This is a genomic window from Vibrio sp. L3-7 (assembly GCF_963898195.1).
Taxonomy (GTDB): domain Bacteria; phylum Pseudomonadota; class Gammaproteobacteria; order Enterobacterales; family Vibrionaceae; genus Vibrio; species Vibrio echinoideorum.
In genome coordinates, this window is the sequence record NZ_CAWQUW010000045.1 from 252,099 (window position 1) to 271,760 (window position 19,662).

A 19,662-nucleotide genomic window follows, 5' to 3' on the forward strand; every position below is an offset into this window, starting at 1 on the left:
ATATATAAACTTTCGAATTAATTAGAGAGGATATTAAACAAACTAAGGTTGGCAGGCGTCAGTTAAATACTAATTCAATTTTGTATATGCAATCGAATATTTTCAACTTTAAGTTTATAGCCGCCACTGAATCGAGAGCCTAGGATTTCGATAGGGCAAAGGGTTACTCACTTCTCTACGTTTCTTATTATCGTAGAGATCATAATCACAAACACTTTAAGGCAAAGATAATGGTCATTGGGAAAGCATCACTTATCGGCTTAACTTGTTTATATTTATCAATAGGTAGTTTTAACAGTGCTATCGCTTCTGACTTGGAGGGAAGCTTTTTACACAATGTAAATCAGGATGTCGTTGATGAATTTAATGATTTAGATTTAATTTCATCATGGGATTTGGATAACTACTCAGAAATAGATATATCCAACGCTTCTGATTCAATTGCGATTATTAGACAGAATAGTGCGGGAGTATCCGCAAATAATAAAGCAAAGATAAAACAGAGTGGTAATTCTAACTCGGCTTATATTAAACAAACTGGAAGCAATAATATCGCATTTGTAAATCAGGACGGGTCAAACAACACAGCAGCTATTGGACAGCTTGGAGTAAATTCTGAAGCACTTATTTCCCAAGATGGAAATAACAATTTGGCTGTTATTGGGCAAGCAAATTTCTCTCGACAGAGCAGCCAGCTAAGCATTGATCAAAAAGGCAATGGCAATACAGCGTATTTGGCTGGTTCTGGGAGAAGTAATTTAGGGATTTCTCAAGACGGCAATGACTTTGCTTTAGTGAAAGCGTCTAGCTCAATGAGAATCTACATCAATCAAGCAAATTAGCGCGCAGTATGGAAGCTTGATTCAAAATCACTTCTCTTGAAGTGGTACATAGTCGACATGGAAATGTATAAGGATACAACTTATGAAACTTACACAAATTGGAATTATAGTCGGTGCCATTATTGGTTTAAATGTAGCTCACGCAGATCCACTACCTGCACCGTACCCAGCGATGGCTCCTGGAACAGGTGTGATTGAAGGCACAACAGATCTGGGTGTTGACGCAGCTCTTACGGCCGCGGCTGGTGGGGTAACGATACCAACAGCGAGTGATAACACAGCACTTTGGCAAATGGGTAATGGTGACAGAGCTAATGTAACTATTAATCAAAATACAGCGGGCACTATAGACGGCCATACCGCACTAGTTGATACGCACCGAAGTTACAGATCCGATGTGGTTGTTGAACAAAGTGGTAATCTTAATGAGGCTCATGTTCAACTTAGAGGTTGGTATAACAACGCCCTTATCGATCAAAATGGCGAGTCAAACCAAGCTCGAGTTCAAGTTGCGGGAGGTGGTCTAGCCATTGGCAACGACCTTCGAGTTACACAAATGGGTGATGACAACATTTCAGTATCAGTTGCTCTTGGAGGAGCTGACCACAACCGAGCTGAAACTACTATATATGGCGATTCAAACAAGACATATACAGAGTTCAGTAATTCTGATGTTGACTATAATAACGTTGAAATTGACATCAGCGGTGATGAAAACTATGTCCAAACGATTGTTAACAATAGCGTCGGCGGTGGTGATAGAAACGATGTCGATATTGATTTAGTGAATAGTGATAGAAATAGAGTGTTCATTCTACAAACAGGTTCTTATTCTGACGCCGTCGTTCAACTGCAAAACAGTAACATGAACCAATTTTCAATAGAACAAACATCACATGATAGCGCTGTCGTATTAGGTAATGGTGCTTACGGTAACATTGGTAGCATTTACCAAAATTAATATGATTATAAATGCATATATAAAAACGGCGCTGGTCGCCGTTTTATTTATTATAACTTCTTTAAATAGCTTCGCTTCAGATTTAAAGTCGGTACAGTGCCTGATAGAAAACCAAAACATTATACTGACCTTTGATAACGATATGATGTCATCATTTCAATTGAGTACAAAAACTGACTCTAAATTTAGTCAGAATACAAACAGTGGCATAACTAAGTTAATTCTTAATATAAATCAATTCCCTGCAGTGATAAATCTTAGCCCCGCTAACAAAGCTTGGGGAATTACCTCCACCTGTACGATAAAACCATTAAGACAAAAAGAATGAATTAATCGCCACCTATTTTAGCCAAGTAACATTTACCCCCACCGATACCATTAAATAAAACATATATTTCATGAATAATTCACCGCGATAATTCGCGAAAAATCAATGTGTGCTATAAACTATGTAATCTAACAAAAAGTAATGAGTTACTAAAAGGAGTCACACATGGCTAAGCCGGAGGTTCATAACGCCATTTTACTTGCGGAGAACAATTTACAATCAATCCTGCTTAAAGAGTCTATAGAGCAAAAAGTTAATCTAAACATTAAACTCATATCACCAGAAAGGCTTAGTGTTAACTCACTACAAAACCAAGATTTAGAGTTGATTATTATTGATTTCCCTATAATGAGTAAACAATGTATAGAAAGATACCAAGAGCTTAGAGATGGCGTAGAAAGTGACGTCCATGAAGTGTTGCTCAACACCCCACATGATTTCCCTCATTCTGAAATGCTGAAATGGCAATATTTGGTTGGTATTTTTTATGCGTCTGACACCCTTGATAAACTGGTGACCGGATTTAACTGTATTTTACAAGGTGAGATGTGGATGAGTAGAAAGTTAATCTACCAATACATTAGCTTTTATAGAGAAAGACAATGTGCGAAGACAAGCCCTCATTACTTGAAACTGACTAAACGTGAACAGCAAATCATAAAATTATTGGGAGACGGAGCTTCAAATACTCAAATTGCGGACACACTCTACGTTAGTGAGAATACGGTTAAAGCACACCTCCACAATACGTTTAAAAAAATAAAAGTGAAGAACCGTTTACAGGCTTTGCTTTGGGTCAAAAACAATATTGCAACTAGCGAGTTCGTTCAATAACCCGTACTTTTTAATATCACCTTTTGACTTATCACTCGACAATTTGAACCGATCTTATCAATCCCTTGATGTGTTCTCTTTCACCAAAGCATAGATACGATTAGGCTGGCATCCAAGATCCCACATTATCAACTCCACACCTTAAGACCTAGAATACAAAAAAGCCGTAGCACCTTCTATTACAGAGAGTGCTACGACTTTCTTTTATGTGGGCGATAAAGAGCTTATTTTGAACATCAGGCGAACCCCACTTAGGTTCAAACCCTATTTCCCATACCCTGAAACGACGAAAGCCTGCTCAATGAGCAGGCTTTCTAAATGTGGTCGGTGAAGAGGGATTCGAACCCCCGACCCTCTGGTCCCAAACCAGATGCGCTACCAAGCTGCGCTATTCACCGAGATATCTAACTGGCTGATTGCCTGTCGATGAAGCGTATAATACGGATTCTGAATTTATGCGCAAGAGCTTTTTTCACTCTTTTTTACAATATCGAACCGTTCGAACAAAAGACGTACAACCTAACGACTAATGTGACGAAAAACACACACTCAACAACAAGTATTTAACTTATGAAACAGGATTGATCCAGATCAGTGAATTGATAACGCCACTTAATACACTGAGCCATGTCATATAACTTTGAGGTATACACATGGACTTTTGGCTAGAACTCCTATTTGGTAATGCAGTGGGGCTATCTTCAATGATAGTAATATTCGGGGCTCTGGGTCTCATGATGTTCTATGGAGGCTTCTTCATCTACAAAGTTATGACTGAAAAATCTCCTCACTAGAATCGCTCAGCCTGAATCATTTACTTTTAAGTATCATTTTTTGATACATAAATGTTAAAACGCTTTGCACCGGAGTTGACTTCTCTTGTCTCCTCCGGTTTTTTCATTTTTAAACACAGCCATAACTTAGGTATACTTACCCTATTCTTCTACAACTTGAGATGAACACCATGTCTCATGATGACGACTTAGATCTATTCCAAGAAATGATGGGCGATGTTAAACGTATCGACCATGACACCGCCGAACACCAGAAAGTGCACCGAGTCACAGAATCTCACCTTGCTAAGCGTGAAGCCGCTATGTGGCTGTCTGACGACGAGAAAGACTACTTATCATTAGATTACTCACCAATGATCAAGCCAGACGACGTCATTGCTTACAAGAAAGATGGTGTACAAGAAGGCGTATACAAAAAGCTGCGCTTAGGCAAATACCCTATTCAAGCCAAACTCGACCTTCATAGGAAAACACTGAAAGACGCTCGTAACGAAGTACTCTCATTTTTACGCCAGTGTTTAAGAATGGATGTTCGCACCGTTATCATTGTTCACGGTAAAGGTGAGCGCTCAAACCCACCAGCAATGATGAAAAGCTACGTGGCGAATTGGCTCACGCAAATTAACGACGTTCAATGTGTTCACTCTGCTCAGCAATTTCATGGTGGTACCGGCGCAGTCTATGTCATGCTCAGAAAGAGTAATGAGAAAAAGCTAGAGAATAGGGAACGCCATCAAAAACGCACCAATTAATTGGTTTATTGTAAATAGGTAGGTAGCAATTTAGCATCAAGATCAATATTTCGTGCCTAGACTCACACCAAGTGCTAAAATTGCCCTCAGTTAACGAATCCCAACTCAAAGCAACTATCATAAGGTTGCTTTTTGTTTATCTATATTTCCGTTGTGAAACGCTAAGAGAATATCATGTCACAAGAATCCCAAGCTAAACGCCTTAATAAATACATCAGTGAAACTGGTTTTTGCTCACGCCGCGAAGCCGACAAACTCATTGATGCAGGCCGAGTTACTATTAACGGTAAGATCCCTGAAATGGGTACTAAAGTCTTGCCCGGTGATGATGTTGAGATCGACAATAAACCTGTTCGCTCAAAAGAGAAGCCGATCTACATTGCTCTTAATAAACCAACAGGCATCACCTGTACTACTGAACGTGATATTCCTGGCAACATCGTCGACTTTATCGGCCACCACAAACGTATTTTCCCAATTGGTCGCCTTGATAAACCCTCTGATGGCCTCATCTTCCTGACTAACGATGGCGACATCGTAAATAAGATTCTTCGTGCGGGTAACAACCACGAAAAAGAATATGTAGTTCGCGTTGATAAGCCGATTACGACTGAATTTTTAAAGAAAATGGCTTCTGGTGTCCCGATTTTGGATACCGTTACCTTGCCATGTAATGTCGAGAAAGAGACGAAGTTCTCATTTCGAATTACGTTAACTCAAGGCCTTAACCGCCAAATCCGTCGTATGTGTGAAGCGTTAGGCTATGAAGTATTCAAACTACGTCGCGTTCGTATTATGAACATTTCACTTGATGGCATTCCTAACGGAAAGTGGCGCTACCTGAGCGAAGAAGAAATCTCTGATATATTAGCGATGTGCGAAGGCTCAGTCAGTACTGAAGATGCATCAAAAATGAACGCGAAAGGTCAACGTATTCGTAAAGCGACAGACGCAAAACTTTTTGATAGCCGTGAAGAGAATCAAACTTCAACAGCGCGCCGTAATCAAAACGAGAATCGTACTCGCACCTATCGTGGTAACAATGCGGATGAATTCCGTCATGCGCCAAATTCGAAGCGTGGTCGCAACTCATCGAATGGTGAAAGCGGAGGCAATAGCGAAAACTGGAAATCGAACTCTCGTTCAGAGCGTTCTAATTCAGATAGAAACAGTTCGGATCGCAATCGCACAGATCGTAACAATGACGATCGTCGAAGCGGTAAGCCTGCACCAAAACGCGTTGGTGGTACATTAGGCCTGAAGAAGTAATCATAATTCGTCCTCAATGTGCAAACACATTTCAGGATAGGCACTCAATATAAAAGCGCCCGCTAGGTTAATCTAGCGGGCGTTTTTGTTTGTCATTCGGCAGTTTCATCGTCATGACGACGACAATCTACAAACATAAATCAGCAAACTGAGCTCGAGTGAGCAAAGCTAAGTCCTTAGGTGTCAGCTCAATTTCCAAGCCTCTCTTCCCAGCACTCACACATATTGTTTCAAAATCGGTAGCGCTGGAATGAACAAAGGTAGGTAATGCTTTCTTCTGACCAAGAGGACTAATTCCCCCAACGACATAACCTGTGCTTTTCTGCGCAATATCAGGATTGGCCATCTCTGCTTTTTTACCTTTCGCCGCTTTTGCAGCGAGCTTCAGGTTTAGCTTCTGATCAACGGGAATAACGGCAACAGCTAAATCTTTAGCTACACCGTTCAAACAGAACAGAAGCGTTTTGAACACACGTTTGGGATCCTGACCCAGAGCTTCGACCGCCTCTAACCCATAGTTGGTGTTGTTTGCATCGTGATGATACTGATGCACGGTATGAGCGATTTTCTTTTTCTTGGCAAGATTGATTGCAGGGGTCATAACAAATCCAAACGATAGATAAACAAAAAGCGACGCCGAGGCGTCGCTTTAGTTAAATTTATCATGGTGCTAGAGTCAATCTAATTTAGCACCTAATTATTCAATTAACTGGGTTCAATTACTTGTAAACCATTTGACCAGACGGTGCGTACTTGTTCACGTCAACCGGGCTGTTCGCTTCTAGGTACTCTTTCAGTACTTCAGCATCAACAAAACCTGTGTTCACGTAACCTGGGTGGTCAGAAAGTTTAGGGTAACCGTCACCACCAGCCGCGTTAAAGCTTGGCACTGTGAAACGGTATGTTTCATCTAAACGTAGCTGCTTGCCACCGATAAATACGTTCGACACTTCACCGTTTGCAACTGTCATTGAAATACCAGCGAACTGAGCGTAAGCACCAGAATCGATTGGTTTCGTCGCCACAACGTTTAGGTAATCTAGTACTTCTTTACCCGTCATGTCAGTGTAAGTCAGGATGTTTGCAAAAGGTTGTACCTTCAGTACATCTTTGTAAGTGACATTGCCCGCTTCAATTGAGTCACGAACGCCACCAGAGTTCATCACAGCGAAGTCTGCTTGTGCACGCTCCATGTGAGAAGTCGCAATCAAACGACCTAGGTTAGTTTGTTGGAAACGAACCACGTTACGATCGCCTTCAAGCTTGCCATTTGTCTCAGCGATTTGAACTTCTAGCTGTGCTTGGCCTTGCTCTTGGAAAGGACGTAGGAATTCAAGTAGCTCTGGATCTTGTGCGATTTCATCTTGAATAAGAACACGTTGCTTCTTACCGTCAATCTTAACTTTCTTCTTAAGGTTAACTGGAACCAGATCGTAGCTCACCATCTCTAGTTCGCCGTTACGGAATTCGTAATCAGCACGGCCTACGTACTTGCCCCACTCGTGAGCTTGAACGATGTAAGTACCGTTTTGAACGTCTGGCTTACACTCATCACCCGGCTTGAAGTTCTTCTTCGCAACGTTAGGGCCTTCCATACATACAGGCTCTTGAGAGTGACCACCAACGATCATGTCTAGGTCGCCTTCGTTTAGGTAACGAGCAAGTGCTACATCACCCGGTGCGTTAACACCACGTTGGCCGTTTTCGTAGTGACCCATGTGAGTCACAGCGAAGATTAAGTCTGGCTTCTCTGTTTCTTTAAGTTCAGCGATCAGCTTCTTCGCTTCTTCTTTCGGGTCACGGAAGTCAATGCTCGCGATAAACTCAGGGTTACCGATTTTTGCCGTATCTTCAGTTGTTAGACCGATAACCGCAATCTTGATACCTTGCTTTTCAAACATCTCGTAAGCTTGGAACTTGCGTTCGCCTGTTGCTTTATCGTAGATGTTTGCAGATAGCATTGGGAAGTTTGCCCAATCGATCTGTTTTTGTAGTACGTCTAGTGAGTTATCAAACTCGTGGTTACCCAATGCCATTGCATCGTAACCAATTTTATTCATACCTTTGAAATCAGGTTCTGCATCTTGAAGATCGGACTCTGGCACACCAGTGTTGATGTCACCGCCAGATAGAAGCAACACGCTACCGCCTTCTGCTTCAACTTCAGCGCGAAGTTGATCAACAAGCGTTTTACGCGCAGACATGCCGTATTCACCGTATTTGTTCTGCCAGAAACGACCATGGTTGTCGTTTGTGTGAAGAATCGTTAGCTTGTAAGTTTCGTCTTGGTTCCAATCTTGAGTAGATTGAGACGCACACCCAGCTAGAGTTGCTAGGATTGCAGCACTTAGTGCTGTCTTTAGAATAAGGCGTTGCTTCATTGTCATACCTTTGAACTTTTAGGGGAATCCACTGCTTTTTATGTTCTATTGCGACCCCTTACCTGGAGTTCGAACAATAAGACTTCAACATGACTTATCTTAAATTAACATTCTAGATGTAACACGACGATTTCATATTTATGTCGAATTGGTCACGCATAGATCAACAGTTAAGTGTAACAAATTTATGAGATTACACTCAAACTTCCCCTGCATCACAGGCAATCGTTTACTTATAAAGTGTGATGGGAGTCTGTCATTTACTACAAACAGGACAGACCTCACACTTGCATACTCAATTCAAGGGATGTTGAACGCTTAGTTAACAACCTTTTAAACTAAACCACTATCTCAGCAGTAGTTTCGAGATAAAAAACGCCCACTTCTTAGAAGTGGGCGTTTATTGTTTCGATGGATGTTAAATAACCGTCTCAAGCACTAAACATATCAACGAACTACCTAACATCTTAATCAACTACTTAATATCAATGTGCTCGAAGCCTTTAATAAGGTCATCAAGTGCTTTCATCTGCTTCAAGAACGGCTCTAGTTTGTCTAGAGGTAAAGCTGATGGGCCATCACAACGTGCTTGATCTGGGTTCGGGTGTGCTTCAATAAACAAACCAGCAATACCAGTAGCAAGACCTGCTTTAGCAAGTTCAACCGTTTGCTCACGACGACCACCTGATGCAGCACCTGAAGGATCACGCATCTGTAGTGAGTGAGTCACATCAAAGATGATTGGGCTGCCGTTTGATGATTTTTTCATTACGCCAATACCCAGCATATCAACAACTAGGTTGTCGTAACCCATACAAGAACCACGTTCACAAAGAATGATGTTTTCGTTGCCACACTCTGCAAACTTATCAACGATGTTACCCACTTGATCCGGGCTCATAAACTGAGGCTTCTTCACGTTGATAACCGCACCAGTCTTCGCCATCGCTTCAACAAGGTCAGTTTGGCGAGCAAGAAAAGCGGGTAATTGAATAACATCAACTACATCTGCAACAGGCTGAGCCTGAGCTTCAGTGTGAATATCAGTGATGATCTTCACGCCAAAGGTATCTTTTAGCTCTTGGAAAATCTTAAGACCTTCTTCCATGCCAGGACCACGGTATGAGTGAACAGAGCTGCGGTTTGCTTTATCGAAAGACGCCTTAAATACATAAGGGATGCCCAGCTTCTCTGTTACTTTTACGTAGTGCTCACAGATCTGCATCGCAAGATCGCGAGATTCAAGAACGTTCATGCCTGCAAATAACGTAAATGGCTTATCGTTAGCAATTGGCATGTCGCCAATGTGAACTGTTTTCTGTTCCATCATATTCTCTCTAAATAGTTATTAATTAGTGAACAACCACTGTCTTTTCGTTCATGACATTCACTTGAGATTTAAGTAACTCAGACGCAGGGTCATCTGGGCATTGGTCGATAAAGTATTGATAATCAGTCGCCGCAACTTGATGGCAGTCTAGCTGCTGATAAATGAAACCGCGATCACGGATTTCATACGGGTCATCAGGTACAAACGTCAAAGCAAGATCAGTACACTTTAGTGCAAGTGTATAACGCTCTTCGCGCAACAATGCACTCTTGAGTAACGCCAACCACTTACCAATAATCGTTGGATGATCAGCTACTTCTAAATGTTCTGCTTTGACCCTAGCAAGTGGGCCATCATGTCCAATCAACCATGCTCGTAACGTTTGTTTACCTACATACTCGCCGTTATAAGGATTAATATAGACGGAAGTTTCGCCAAACCAACTCACTTTAAGTAAAAATTGAGTTGGAAAAGAAACGCCCTCAATAGGAAAGCCTAGCTTGCGACCTAGAAAAAGAAAGATAGCTCCAAGACTTACTGGGATGCCTTTCTTTCTCTCTAGTACTTTATCAATGAACGCATTTTCCGAAGAGAAATACGCATCTTTGTCACCGGCAAAGCCCCATTCGTAAAAAAATAGTCGAACAAAGGAATCAAACTTCTGTTGCTCATCAGTTTCATGAACCAAAGCAAACTCAGCTTCTTTTAACAATCTTGCCAGTTCTTGCTCAGCCCAACTATCTTGGGTTTCTGGGTTAATCGCTTTATTTAAGATCAATGCACCTTCAGCTAATTCTAGCTGGTCAAAGTCTTCGTCAAAAAATTCGTACATAGATAGTTAACCGAAATAAGGAGATAATTAACCGAAAAATGTTGGTGTCTTCGTCATTGCGATTTTAGCAGCCATCGCCAACCAGCCAAGTGCACCAAAAAACGAGAACACTCTCAATAGTTTGTTCTTACCTAGCTTAAGAGCAAAAAAGCCCAGAGCGATGTAAGCCATTACACAGGTTAACTTTTCTGTTAGCCATGGTGCAGCTGATGTAAATGGAATAAAGCCAGTAATAAAAATCAAACCAATACCCGATAACAGCAGCAACGAATCATTGATATGAGGAAAACGCTGCAAGAAAGGGTGCTTAAGCTTCGGTGAGTTAACCATCATCAGAGCGAAACGCACTGAAAGAAGTAGCACGCTTATAGCAATCGTTAGTAGATGAAAATGTTTTAAACCTTCGTACATGGTATTCCTTTATATTTTTATATGTGCTTTCGGTAACACGAGCCACACAATACCCGTTAATGCATTGTATTATCGAGTTAAATGTATCAATTCAATAAGTTCGCTATCAATTACTCATAAGCCTATTACTTATAAACCGATTAAGGTCTGCCTATTTGCAATAACGAGCTATGAGCAGTAGCGACCCAGTGTCACTCGGTCATTACCACCGTAATCTTTCTCTGTAACGACATCGAGATAGCCCAGTGCCAGCATTATCTCACGTACAGCCAAGCCTTGATCGTAACCGTGTTCAAACGCCAACCAGCCTTCATCTTCTAAAAAACATCGTGCGTTTTCAGAGATGTATCGAATATCAGCTAAACCTTTCTCTTCAGCAACTAACGCTGTTATCGGTTCAAAACGCACATCACCTTGGGATAAATGAGGATCGTTTTTCTCAATATAAGGCGGATTAGAGACAATCAAAGAGAACTTAACAGCGCCCGCGTCATTGGCAAAAAGGCTGTCACTTAAAGGTTCAAACCAACTGCCATGTAAAAATGTGGTGTTAGTGATATTTAAGCGTTGTGCATTTTCTGTCGCAAGTTGTTGCGCTTCCGGGCGAAGATCGATACCCATTACTGGTCGATTCGGCATCTCAGACGCCAACGCCAACGCAATTGCACCGGTACCCGTGCCTAAATCTAGAATCGCACCTTGCTTGCCGTAGGTTTTATCCAAAGCGACTTCAACCAAACGCTCGGTATCTGGGCGCGGGATTAATGTAGAAGGAGAAACTTTTAACGGCAGTGACCAAAACTCACGTTCACCGACAATATAAGCCACTGGCTCACCGGTTAAGCGACGTTTTAGAAGGGCATTGAATTCAAACTCTTGCTCAGAGGTGAGGTGCTTCTCAGGCCAAGTAAGCAAGTAAGAGCTTGGTTTATCTAAGATGTGACAAAGCAGTACCGAAGCATCAATCGAGGGTGATGTATTATCACCCTCTTGAAGCTGTACGATTGCTGCTTTTAAAGCACTTTCAACCGTATATGCTGACTGCATAAAGGTTAGTTATGCTCTGCAAGTGCAGCAAGCTGATCGGCTTGGTGCTCTTGAAGTACAGGGTCAAGCAAGCTTTGCATATCACCTTCAAGTACTTCGTTAAGACGGTAAATCGTCAAGTTGATACGGTGATCAGATACACGACCTTGTGGGTAGTTGTACGTACGAATACGGTCACTACGGTCACCAGAACCTAGTAGGTTACGACGTGTATCAGAAACCGCAGCCGCACGACGCTCTTCTTCTGCTTGAACGATACGAGCAGCAAGAACAGCCATCGCTTTCGCTTTGTTTTTATGCTGAGAACGCTCGTCTTGACACTCTACTACTGTACCTGTTGGTAAGTGAGTAATACGGATTGCTGAATCCGTGGTGTTAACGTGCTGACCACCCGCGCCAGATGCACGGAAAGTATCAATTTTAAGATCGCCCGCTTTGATTTCTGGAAGATCAGCTTCTGGGATTTCCGGCATAACCGCAACTGTACAAGCAGAAGTATGAACACGGCCTTGAGATTCAGTTTCAGGTACACGTTGTACACGGTGACCACCCGACTCAAACTTCATAGTTCCGTAAACAGCGTCGCCGCTAACCTTAGCGATCATCTCTTTGTAGCCGCCTTGTTCAGAAGCATTGCTACTCATGATTTCAACGCGCCAGCCTTTCTTCTCTGCAAATCTAGAGTACATACGGAAAAGGTTACCCGCAAAAATACCTGCTTCATCACCGCCAGCGCCTGCACGGATTTCTAGGAAACAGTTACGTTCATCGTTTGGATCTTTTGGAATCAGAAGAATTTGCAGCTCATCAGTCAGACGTTCAATGTTCGCTTTCGCATCTTTGATCTCTTCTTGAGCCATTTCGCGCATTTCTGCGTCGTCTTCATTTGCCATCTCTTCAGCAGCTTCTAAATCTTCTTGAGCTTGCTGGTATGATTTGAAGCACCCCGTCACCTCTTCTAATTGAGAATACTCTTTTGACAAGGCACGGAATTTGTCTTGATTCCCAAGTACACCGGGATCACCAAGTAGATGTTGAACTTCTTCATAGCGTTCAACAAGTGTTTCAAGCTTTACTAGAATCGAGGCTTTCATAATGTCTTATTCTGTTGGAGGTCGAATATTATTGAGGGTTTTCTAAGCCCAAACTCTGTCTAATGACCATTAATTTTGCAGGTTCTCCTTGCTCAGCTGCACTTTGAAGTGCACGCGTTGGAGCATGGATCAATTTGTTTGTGAGCTTATTACTTAGCTCAAGTAAGACTTTCTCAGGATTACCGCCAGCGGCAAGTGATTGTAAACTCTTACTTAATAATTCTTCTCGGATTTCATTAGCCGATTTACGGTAGTCACGAATACTGTCTACCGCTTGCAGTGAGCGCATCCAACTCATGAACGCGGCGCTTTCTTCACTGACAATTGCTTCAGCTTGAATCGCTTCAACTTTACGTTGCTCAATATTGCCATCAACAATCGACTGCAGATCGTCAACGGAATATAGATAGGCGTCATTCAACTCACCGACCTGAGACTCAACATCGCGAGGAACAGCAATATCAACAAACAACATAGGTTGATGCTTTCTTCTCTTGAGCGCTGTCTCTACCATCCCTTTACCAATAATAGGCAACGGGCTCGCTGTTGAGCTGATCACGATATCGGCTCTGTATAGGTGATCTGGAATCTCATTCAAGCTGATCACTTCAGCCCCAAACTCTTCTGCAAGCCCTAAAGCACGCTCACGAGTTCGGTTAGCCACAATCATCTTGGTGCAGCCATTCGCGGAAAGGTGTTTAGCCACCAATTCAATCGTCTCACCCGCACCAACCAATAACACGGTTGAATCGGCAATCGACTCAAAAATGTGTTTAGCTAACGTACAGGCTGCGTAAGCAACAGACACCGCGCTTCCGCCAATTTCAGTTTCAGTTCGAACACGCTTGGCGACAGAAAATGATTTCTGGAACAGTTTTTCCATTGAAGCATCAACAGATCTGTTCTCTCGCGAGTCCGTATAAGCTTGCTTCACTTGGCCTAAAATTTGAGGCTCACCTAATACCAAAGAATCCAAACCACAGGCAACACGCATTAAGTGCTTAATCGCGGCTTGCTCTTCATGAATATAGATACTCGGTTTTAACTCTTCAGGACTAACTTGATGAAATACAGACAACCAATCGATCAACTTGTTTTTTGCCACGCCTTTGACGTCACAATACACTTCAGTTCGATTACAGGTAGAAAGTATAACACTTCCATTTACGTGTGCATTTGCGTTAAGTTGCTTGAGTGCCTCAGATAATTTATCTGGACCAAAAGCGACTTTTTCTCGCAATTCAACCGACGCTGTATTGTGATTGATACCTACGGCAAGCAAAGACATGTATCAGAAGTTCTCGATCAGGGAATGGAAACAAGGGGCGAATTTTACTTGATGCATGGCTCTATTTAAAGAGCAAGCGGGATTTGTTTTTCTGACTTCGTGAATTCAATGCTATAGTTGAAGCGTTTTTTAGATAAATTTGAACAAGTTGTGAGCAAATATGAGCAAGCTTCGTAAAATCACGTCTCTTATTTTTATAACCATAATAATGGTGGGTTGCTCGTCTATCCCAGAACAACCGACTAGCGTTGAGTGGCAAACTCACCAAAACCGACTTTTACAGATAGAAAACTATCAAGCCTCAGGCAAGCTCGCCTACATTTCTCCAGAGCAACGCCAAAGCCTTAACTTCATCTGGAAGCACTCAAAAAATCAAAGCCAATTAAGGCTAACGACTTTCCTTGGTCAAACAGTATTGAACCTGACGATAGACTCATCAGGCGCTAAAGTCGTGACCTATGATGATCAAGTGTTTACAGATGCCAGCGCTTCCACTCTCGTAGAACAACTCACGGGCTTACAGATCCCAATAGATCACTTGCCGCAATGGTTTCTTGGCATCCCAGATAAAGCCGATGCTTATCAACTAAACAGTACCAACACGCTTGAATCTCTATCTAAGCAAGTTAGCAACCAGTTATGGACTCTGAATTTTGATAACTATCGAAACACAGAGATGCCAACTAACTTGCAACTTGATAGTGCCATTGCTGAGAAAATCCCTCTCCCTACAAGATTGTCATTCAAACAAGACGCCAATAAAATCAACATTGTAGTTTCTAAGTGGACACTGAAAAAATGATTACAACGCCAACACATTGGCCCTCTCCAGCTAAGTTGAACTTATTTCTTTACATCACTGGTCGACGTGACAATGGTTACCACGAACTTCAGACGCTATTTCAATTTGTAGATTTTGGCGATGAACTTACGGTTACGGCCAATAATGTATCTAACTCGGTTACGATAACGCCTGAAATTCCGGGTGTTGCTACAGAAGATAACCTCATTTGGAAAGCCGCGACAGCACTTCAACAATACACCTCGACGTACTTCGGTGCTGATATTGAGCTAAAGAAAGTGCTACCTATGGGAGGTGGTATTGGCGGAGGTTCTTCAAATGCTGCAACCGTGTTAGTCGCTCTCAATCACTTATGGCAGTTAAAACTATCGGATGACCAGTTGGCAGAGATCGGTTTAAAGCTTGGTGCTGACGTTCCTGTGTTTGTACGTGGCCACGCCGCCTTTGCTGAAGGGGTTGGCGAACAACTGTTACCCGCTAATCCGGATGAAAAATGGTATCTCGTTGTTAAACCTCAAGTGAGCATAGCAACTGTAGACATATTCACACATTCAGAATTAACTCGAAATACGCCAAAGCGAGCGCTATCAACGCTTCTAGAGCAAGAATACGTAAACGATTGCGAAAAAATTGTACGAATGCTGTACCCAGAGGTTGATAAGCAACTTTCATGGCTGCTACAATACGCGCCGTCGAGATTGACTGGTACGGGGTCGTGCGTTTTTGCTGAATTTAGCAGCAAAAATAAAGCCGAGTCTGTACTAGAACAACTGCCTGACACAGTTTCCGCGTTCGTCGCGAAAGGACGAAACATTTCGCCTTTAAAAGAAACTTTGGCTGAATACCAATCAGCCCACACACAATCTATTTAAAACTGGACGCAACCCGAGGTTTCCACCGTGCCTGATATGAAGCTATTTGCTGGTAACGCAACACCTGAACTAGCCCAACGTATTGCTGATCGTCTATACATCTCTCTTGGCGATGCTACTGTAGACCGTTTTTCTGATGGCGAAGTCGCTGTACAAATCAATGAAAACGTTCGTGGTAGCGATGTATTCCTGATTCAATCAACTTGTGCACCAACCAATGACAACCTTATGGAATTGGTGGTAATGATTGACGCAATGCGCCGTGCTTCTGCTGGCCGTATTACTGCTGTAATCCCTTACTTCGGTTATGCCCGTCAAGATCGTCGTGTACGTTCTGCTCGTGTGCCTATCACTGCAAAAGTTGTTGCAGATTTCCTTTCTAACGTTGGTGTTGACCGCGTTCTTACTATCGACCTACACGCAGAGCAAATCCAAGGCTTCTTCGATGTACCTGTTGATAACATCTTCGGTACTCCAGTTCTTCTAGAAGACATGGCGAACCGTGGCCTAGAAAACCCAGTTGTGGTTTCTCCAGACCTTGGTGGTGTTGTACGTGCTCGTGCTACTGCTAAAGCGCTAGGTGATGTTGATATCGCTATCGTTGATAAGCGTCGTCCACGTGCTAACGTTTCAGAAGTGATGAACCTAATCGGTGATGTTGAAGGCCGCGACTGTGTTATCGTTGATGACATGATCGACACTGGTGGTACACTATGTAAAGCAGCTGAAGCGCTTAAAGAGCGCGGTGCTAAGCGTGTATTCGCTTACGCTACTCACGCTGTATTCTCTGGTACTGCAGCAGAAAACATCCGCAATTCAGTTCTAGACCAAGTTATTGTTACTGATTCAATCAAGCTTTCTCCAGAAATGGCCGCGACAGGTAAAGTGACTGAACTAAGCCTTTCTCGTATGCTTGCTGAAGCGATTCGTCGAATCAGCAACGAAGAATCAATCTCAGCAATGTTCAACTAATCAAAGCCTAACGCTTTGTTTTAGAAACATGTAGAGAAAGACATTAAGCACTTCATTCAATGAAGTGCTTTTTTTATGCCGAATCTAGTTAAGGTCTGTGGTTTGTCACTATGAGTGAATAATCGAGCTGCCATCAGCTAGCTCGCACCTTTTTCATAAACTGTGATATCATACGGCGCTTTTTGAAATCCCAAGAGAGATCCATACCTTGAGCCAACAAATAAAACTTCTCGTTGGACTGGCAAATCCCGGTCCAGAATACGCCAAAACTCGCCACAATGCGGGCGCTTGGGTAGTTGAAGAATTAGCACGTGTACATAACGTGACACTAAAGAACGAAGCAAAGTTCTTTGGCCTAACGGGTCGTATCATGGTTCATGGTGAAGATCTTCGTTTGCTGATCCCTACGACTTTTATGAACTTATCAGGGAAAGCCGTTGCAGCTCTGGCTAAGTTTTACCAAATTAAACCAGAAGAGATCATGGTAGCTCACGATGAGTTAGACCTCCCTCCTGGCATTGGCAAATTTAAAAAAGGCGGTGGTCACGGCGGACATAATGGTCTGAAAGACATCATCAGCAAGCAGGGTAACAATAAAGAATTCTATCGTCTTAGATTAGGCATTGGCCATCCAGGACACAAAGATAAAGTTGCAGGTTATGTATTAGGCAAAGCTCCTGTGAAAGAGCAAGAGTGTATCGAGGCTGTCGTTGACGAATCGGTTCGCAGCCTAGACATCTTATTGAAAGATGGCCTACCAAAAGCACAAAATCGCTTACATACGTTCAAAGCAGAATAAGGTTTATATCATGGGTTTTAAATGTGGCATCGTTGGTCTACCAAACGTTGGTAAGTCAACTCTGTTTAACGCACTGACTAAAGCAGGCATCGAAGCAGCAAACTTTCCATTTTGTACGATCGAACCAAACACAGGTATCGTTCCGGTTCCAGATCTACGCTTAGATGCATTAGCAAAAATTGTTAATCCACAGAAGATCCTTCCAACAACAATGGAATTCGTAGATATCGCAGGCCTAGTTGCTGGCGCATCTAAAGGTGAAGGTCTTGGTAACAAATTCCTAGCTAACATCCGTGAAACTGACGCTATCGGTCACGTTGTACGCTGCTTTGAAAACGAAAATATCATTCACGTTTCTGGTAAAGTATCTCCTATCGAAGATATCGAAGTGATCAACCTTGAGCTTGCTCTTGCCGATCTAGATAGCTGTGAACGTGCGATCTTCCGTAATGCTAAAAAAGCAAAAGGCGGAGACAAAGACGCTAAGTTTGAAACCACGGTTCTTGAAAAGCTTCTTCCTATTCTTACTGAAGGTGGTATGGCTCGTACTGTTGAACTTGGCAAAGAAGAAGTAGCGGCAATCGACTACCTAAACTTCCTGACGCTTAAGCCAACAATGTACATAGCAAACGTTGCGGAAGATGGTTTTGAGAACAACCCTTACCTAGACGCAGTTCGCGAATATGCAGAAAAAGAAAACAACGTTGTTGTTGCTGTTTGTGCGGCGATTGAATCTGAACTTTCTGAGCTTGATGACGAAGATCGCGAAGAGTTCCTAGCAGATATGGGTATCGAAGAACCAGGTCTTAACCGAGTGATCCGCTCAGGTTACGAACTGCTAACTCTTCAAACTTACTTCACTGCTGGTGTTAAAGAAGTTCGCGCGTGGACGATCCCTGTTGGTGCAACAGCGCCACAAGCTGCAGGTAAGATCCACACTGATTTCGAAAAAGGCTTCATCCGAGCTGAAGTTGTTGGTTTTGATCACTTCATCGAATTTAACGGTGAGAACGGTGCTAAAGACGCAGGTAAATGGCGTCTTGAAGGCAAAGAATACATCGTTAAAGATGGTGACGTAGTTCACTTCCGCTTCAACGTATAATTCTGATTAAACATCTAAAAAAAAGGCCAGTGAATTCACTGGCTTTTTTGTTTTTACCCTTTCGAAATAGTCCCGTATCAGAAACTTAACTTCCTATATATATCGCCTTTTAGACCTGTTTTTTGATGACAAATACGCCTCTTTGCCTAAAAAGAAACCGAACAGATGTTTATTCGCGATTTATTCAAAAAAAAAGTTGACGGGTTTCCCTCAACTCCGCATAATGCGCCCCGTTCACAGCAAAGCGGCAACGCTTGAAATTGAATGACAATTTGGAAATGGCTACTTAGCTCAGTTGGTTAGAGCACATCACTCATAATGATGGGGTCGCAGGTTCGAATCCCGCAGTAGCCACCATTTCCTAAGCACTCTGTCTGCTGTTAAATATCTATTTTTTAACAACATAGACAAAGAGTTTTTAGGAAATAAAGCGGACGTGGCGGAATTGGTAGACGCACCAGATTTAGGTTCTGGCGCCGTAAGGTGTGAGAGTTCAAGTCTCTCCGTCCGCACCATATTGAGATATCTTAAATGATATCATTGTTGGGCTATCGCCAAGCGGTAAGGCACTGGCTTTTGATGCCAGCATTCCCTGGTTCGAATCCAGGTAGCCCAGCCACTATTTAAAGTGTAATTATCTTTGAAAAGATAATGGCATTGAAAGCGAGATTATATTATATTACTCCGCTCTCAGATGGCTACTTAGCTCAGTTGGTTAGAGCACATCACTCATAATGATGGGGTCGCAGGTTCGAATCCCGCAGTAGCCACCACTTTCCTTGTGAAAGTACAGACAACGTTACTTAGACAAACCATAAGTCTTCTTAACTATACTCTTCGCTAGAGTAAAAGCTTTGCTGCGGTCGTGGCGGAATTGGTAGACGCACCAGATTTAGGTTCTGGCGCCGTAAGGTGTGAGAGTTCAAGTCTCTCCGACCGCACCATTATTTAG

The 19,662-nt window shown here is 42.6% G+C and carries 19 protein-coding genes and 6 tRNA genes; 16 read left to right on the forward strand and 9 right to left on the reverse strand.

The annotated features are described in order from the left end of the window. The first annotated feature begins 230 nt into the window (after positions 1 to 230). The 3 genes from AACW75_RS21250 (at position 231) to AACW75_RS21260 (ending at position 2,965) form a co-directional block, all read left to right on the forward strand. Entirely contained in the window at positions 231 to 842 is a 612-nt protein-coding gene (locus AACW75_RS21250) for a hypothetical protein (protein WP_017076647.1), read from the forward strand. 82 nt (positions 843 to 924) lie between these two features. Further along, positions 925 to 1,803 (forward strand): curlin, encoded by an 879-nt coding sequence (locus AACW75_RS21255; RefSeq protein ID WP_102491874.1) that lies wholly within the window; start codon positions 925 to 927, stop codon positions 1,801 to 1,803. Between the two features lie 493 nt (positions 1,804 to 2,296). Further along, positions 2,297 to 2,965 carry a LuxR C-terminal-related transcriptional regulator gene (locus AACW75_RS21260; protein WP_145572147.1) on the forward strand — a complete coding sequence of 223 codons (669 nt, stop codon included), beginning with the start codon at positions 2,297 to 2,299 and terminating at the stop codon, positions 2,963 to 2,965. A gap of 321 nt (positions 2,966 to 3,286) precedes the next feature. Here the strand turns inward: AACW75_RS21260 and AACW75_RS21265 are convergent. Next, positions 3,287 to 3,363 (reverse strand) — tRNA-Pro (locus AACW75_RS21265). A 255-nt stretch (positions 3,364 to 3,618) separates the two neighbouring features. On the opposite strand from AACW75_RS21265, the gene AACW75_RS21270 reads away from it, so the two are divergent. The 3 genes from AACW75_RS21270 to rluF all read left to right on the forward strand — a co-directional run bounded on the left by AACW75_RS21270 (position 3,619) and on the right by rluF (position 5,780). Then, on the forward strand, positions 3,619 to 3,759 hold the full coding sequence (locus AACW75_RS21270) for a DUF3149 domain-containing protein (RefSeq protein WP_004736246.1): 141 nt from the start codon (positions 3,619 to 3,621) through the stop codon (positions 3,757 to 3,759). A gap of 170 nt (positions 3,760 to 3,929) precedes the next feature. Continuing rightward, entirely contained in the window at positions 3,930 to 4,511 is a 582-nt protein-coding gene (gene smrA / locus AACW75_RS21275) for a DNA endonuclease SmrA (protein WP_145572361.1), read from the forward strand. A gap of 174 nt (positions 4,512 to 4,685) precedes the next feature. Beyond that, complete coding sequence (gene rluF / locus AACW75_RS21280; protein ID WP_145572362.1) at positions 4,686 to 5,780, forward strand: 23S rRNA pseudouridine(2604) synthase RluF; 1,095 nt, start codon at positions 4,686 to 4,688, stop codon at positions 5,778 to 5,780. A 127-nt stretch (positions 5,781 to 5,907) separates the two neighbouring features. On the opposite strand, the gene ybaK is transcribed toward rluF, so the two are convergent. The 8 genes from ybaK to hemA all read right to left on the reverse strand — a co-directional run bounded on the left by ybaK (position 5,908) and on the right by hemA (position 14,163). Beyond that, positions 5,908 to 6,381 carry a Cys-tRNA(Pro) deacylase gene (gene ybaK / locus AACW75_RS21285; protein ID WP_145572363.1) on the reverse strand — a complete coding sequence of 158 codons (474 nt, stop codon included), beginning with the start codon at positions 6,379 to 6,381 and terminating at the stop codon, positions 5,908 to 5,910. A 118-nt stretch (positions 6,382 to 6,499) separates the two neighbouring features. Continuing rightward, positions 6,500 to 8,161: a bifunctional UDP-sugar hydrolase/5'-nucleotidase UshA gene (gene ushA, locus AACW75_RS21290; RefSeq protein WP_029225201.1), complete on the reverse strand. Its 1,662-nt coding sequence runs from the start codon at positions 8,159 to 8,161 to the stop codon at positions 6,500 to 6,502. Positions 8,162 to 8,636: 475 nt separating this feature from the next. Further along, the gene (gene kdsA, locus AACW75_RS21295; RefSeq protein WP_017076131.1) at positions 8,637 to 9,491 is read right to left on the reverse strand and encodes a 3-deoxy-8-phosphooctulonate synthase; all 855 of its coding nucleotides are present in this window, start codon (positions 9,489 to 9,491) and stop codon (positions 8,637 to 8,639) included. 22 nt (positions 9,492 to 9,513) lie between these two features. Beyond that, positions 9,514 to 10,323: a SirB1 family protein gene (locus tag AACW75_RS21300; protein ID WP_017076130.1), complete on the reverse strand. Its 810-nt coding sequence runs from the start codon at positions 10,321 to 10,323 to the stop codon at positions 9,514 to 9,516. Positions 10,324 to 10,350: 27 nt separating this feature from the next. After that, a complete protein-coding gene (locus AACW75_RS21305) occupies positions 10,351 to 10,734 on the reverse strand; it encodes a SirB2 family protein (protein ID WP_237297508.1) in 384 nt (127 codons plus the stop codon). A 168-nt stretch (positions 10,735 to 10,902) separates the two neighbouring features. Further along, the gene (prmC, locus tag AACW75_RS21310; RefSeq protein ID WP_145572365.1) at positions 10,903 to 11,781 is read right to left on the reverse strand and encodes a peptide chain release factor N(5)-glutamine methyltransferase; all 879 of its coding nucleotides are present in this window, start codon (positions 11,779 to 11,781) and stop codon (positions 10,903 to 10,905) included. 5 nt (positions 11,782 to 11,786) lie between these two features. Further along, on the reverse strand, positions 11,787 to 12,875 hold the full coding sequence (gene prfA / locus AACW75_RS21315) for a peptide chain release factor 1 (RefSeq protein ID WP_102550808.1): 1,089 nt from the start codon (positions 12,873 to 12,875) through the stop codon (positions 11,787 to 11,789). Positions 12,876 to 12,903: 28 nt separating this feature from the next. Next, on the reverse strand, positions 12,904 to 14,163 hold the full coding sequence (gene hemA / locus AACW75_RS21320; RefSeq protein ID WP_145572366.1) for a glutamyl-tRNA reductase: 1,260 nt from the start codon (positions 14,161 to 14,163) through the stop codon (positions 12,904 to 12,906). Positions 14,164 to 14,323: 160 nt separating this feature from the next. On the opposite strand from hemA, the gene lolB reads away from it, so the two are divergent. From lolB to AACW75_RS21370, 10 genes are all read left to right on the forward strand, one after another. Next, positions 14,324 to 14,965: a lipoprotein insertase outer membrane protein LolB gene (gene lolB / locus AACW75_RS21325; protein ID WP_237297509.1), complete on the forward strand. Its 642-nt coding sequence runs from the start codon at positions 14,324 to 14,326 to the stop codon at positions 14,963 to 14,965. Next, a complete protein-coding gene (gene ispE, locus AACW75_RS21330) occupies positions 14,962 to 15,837 on the forward strand; it encodes a 4-(cytidine 5'-diphospho)-2-C-methyl-D-erythritol kinase (protein ID WP_032497927.1) in 876 nt (291 codons plus the stop codon). Before lolB ends, ispE begins: the two co-directional genes overlap by 4 nt. A 27-nt stretch (positions 15,838 to 15,864) precedes the next feature. Beyond that, complete coding sequence (locus tag AACW75_RS21335; protein WP_012603389.1) at positions 15,865 to 16,809, forward strand: ribose-phosphate pyrophosphokinase; 945 nt, start codon at positions 15,865 to 15,867, stop codon at positions 16,807 to 16,809. Positions 16,810 to 17,017: 208 nt separating this feature from the next. Further along, on the forward strand, positions 17,018 to 17,608 hold the full coding sequence (pth, locus tag AACW75_RS21340; protein ID WP_237297510.1) for an aminoacyl-tRNA hydrolase: 591 nt from the start codon (positions 17,018 to 17,020) through the stop codon (positions 17,606 to 17,608). Positions 17,609 to 17,618: 10 nt separating this feature from the next. Then, the gene (gene ychF / locus AACW75_RS21345) at positions 17,619 to 18,710 is read left to right on the forward strand and encodes a redox-regulated ATPase YchF (protein WP_102550810.1); all 1,092 of its coding nucleotides are present in this window, start codon (positions 17,619 to 17,621) and stop codon (positions 18,708 to 18,710) included. Between the two features lie 280 nt (positions 18,711 to 18,990). After that, positions 18,991 to 19,067: transfer RNA gene (locus tag AACW75_RS21350), tRNA-Met, on the forward strand. A gap of 73 nt (positions 19,068 to 19,140) precedes the next feature. After that, positions 19,141 to 19,225 (forward strand) — tRNA-Leu (locus tag AACW75_RS21355). Positions 19,226 to 19,254: 29 nt separating this feature from the next. Beyond that, positions 19,255 to 19,329, forward strand: a tRNA-Gln gene (locus AACW75_RS21360). Between the two features lie 77 nt (positions 19,330 to 19,406). Next, positions 19,407 to 19,483 (forward strand) — tRNA-Met (locus AACW75_RS21365). Between the two features lie 86 nt (positions 19,484 to 19,569). Continuing rightward, positions 19,570 to 19,654: transfer RNA gene (locus tag AACW75_RS21370), tRNA-Leu, on the forward strand. The last annotated feature ends 8 nt before the right edge of the window (positions 19,655 to 19,662 follow it).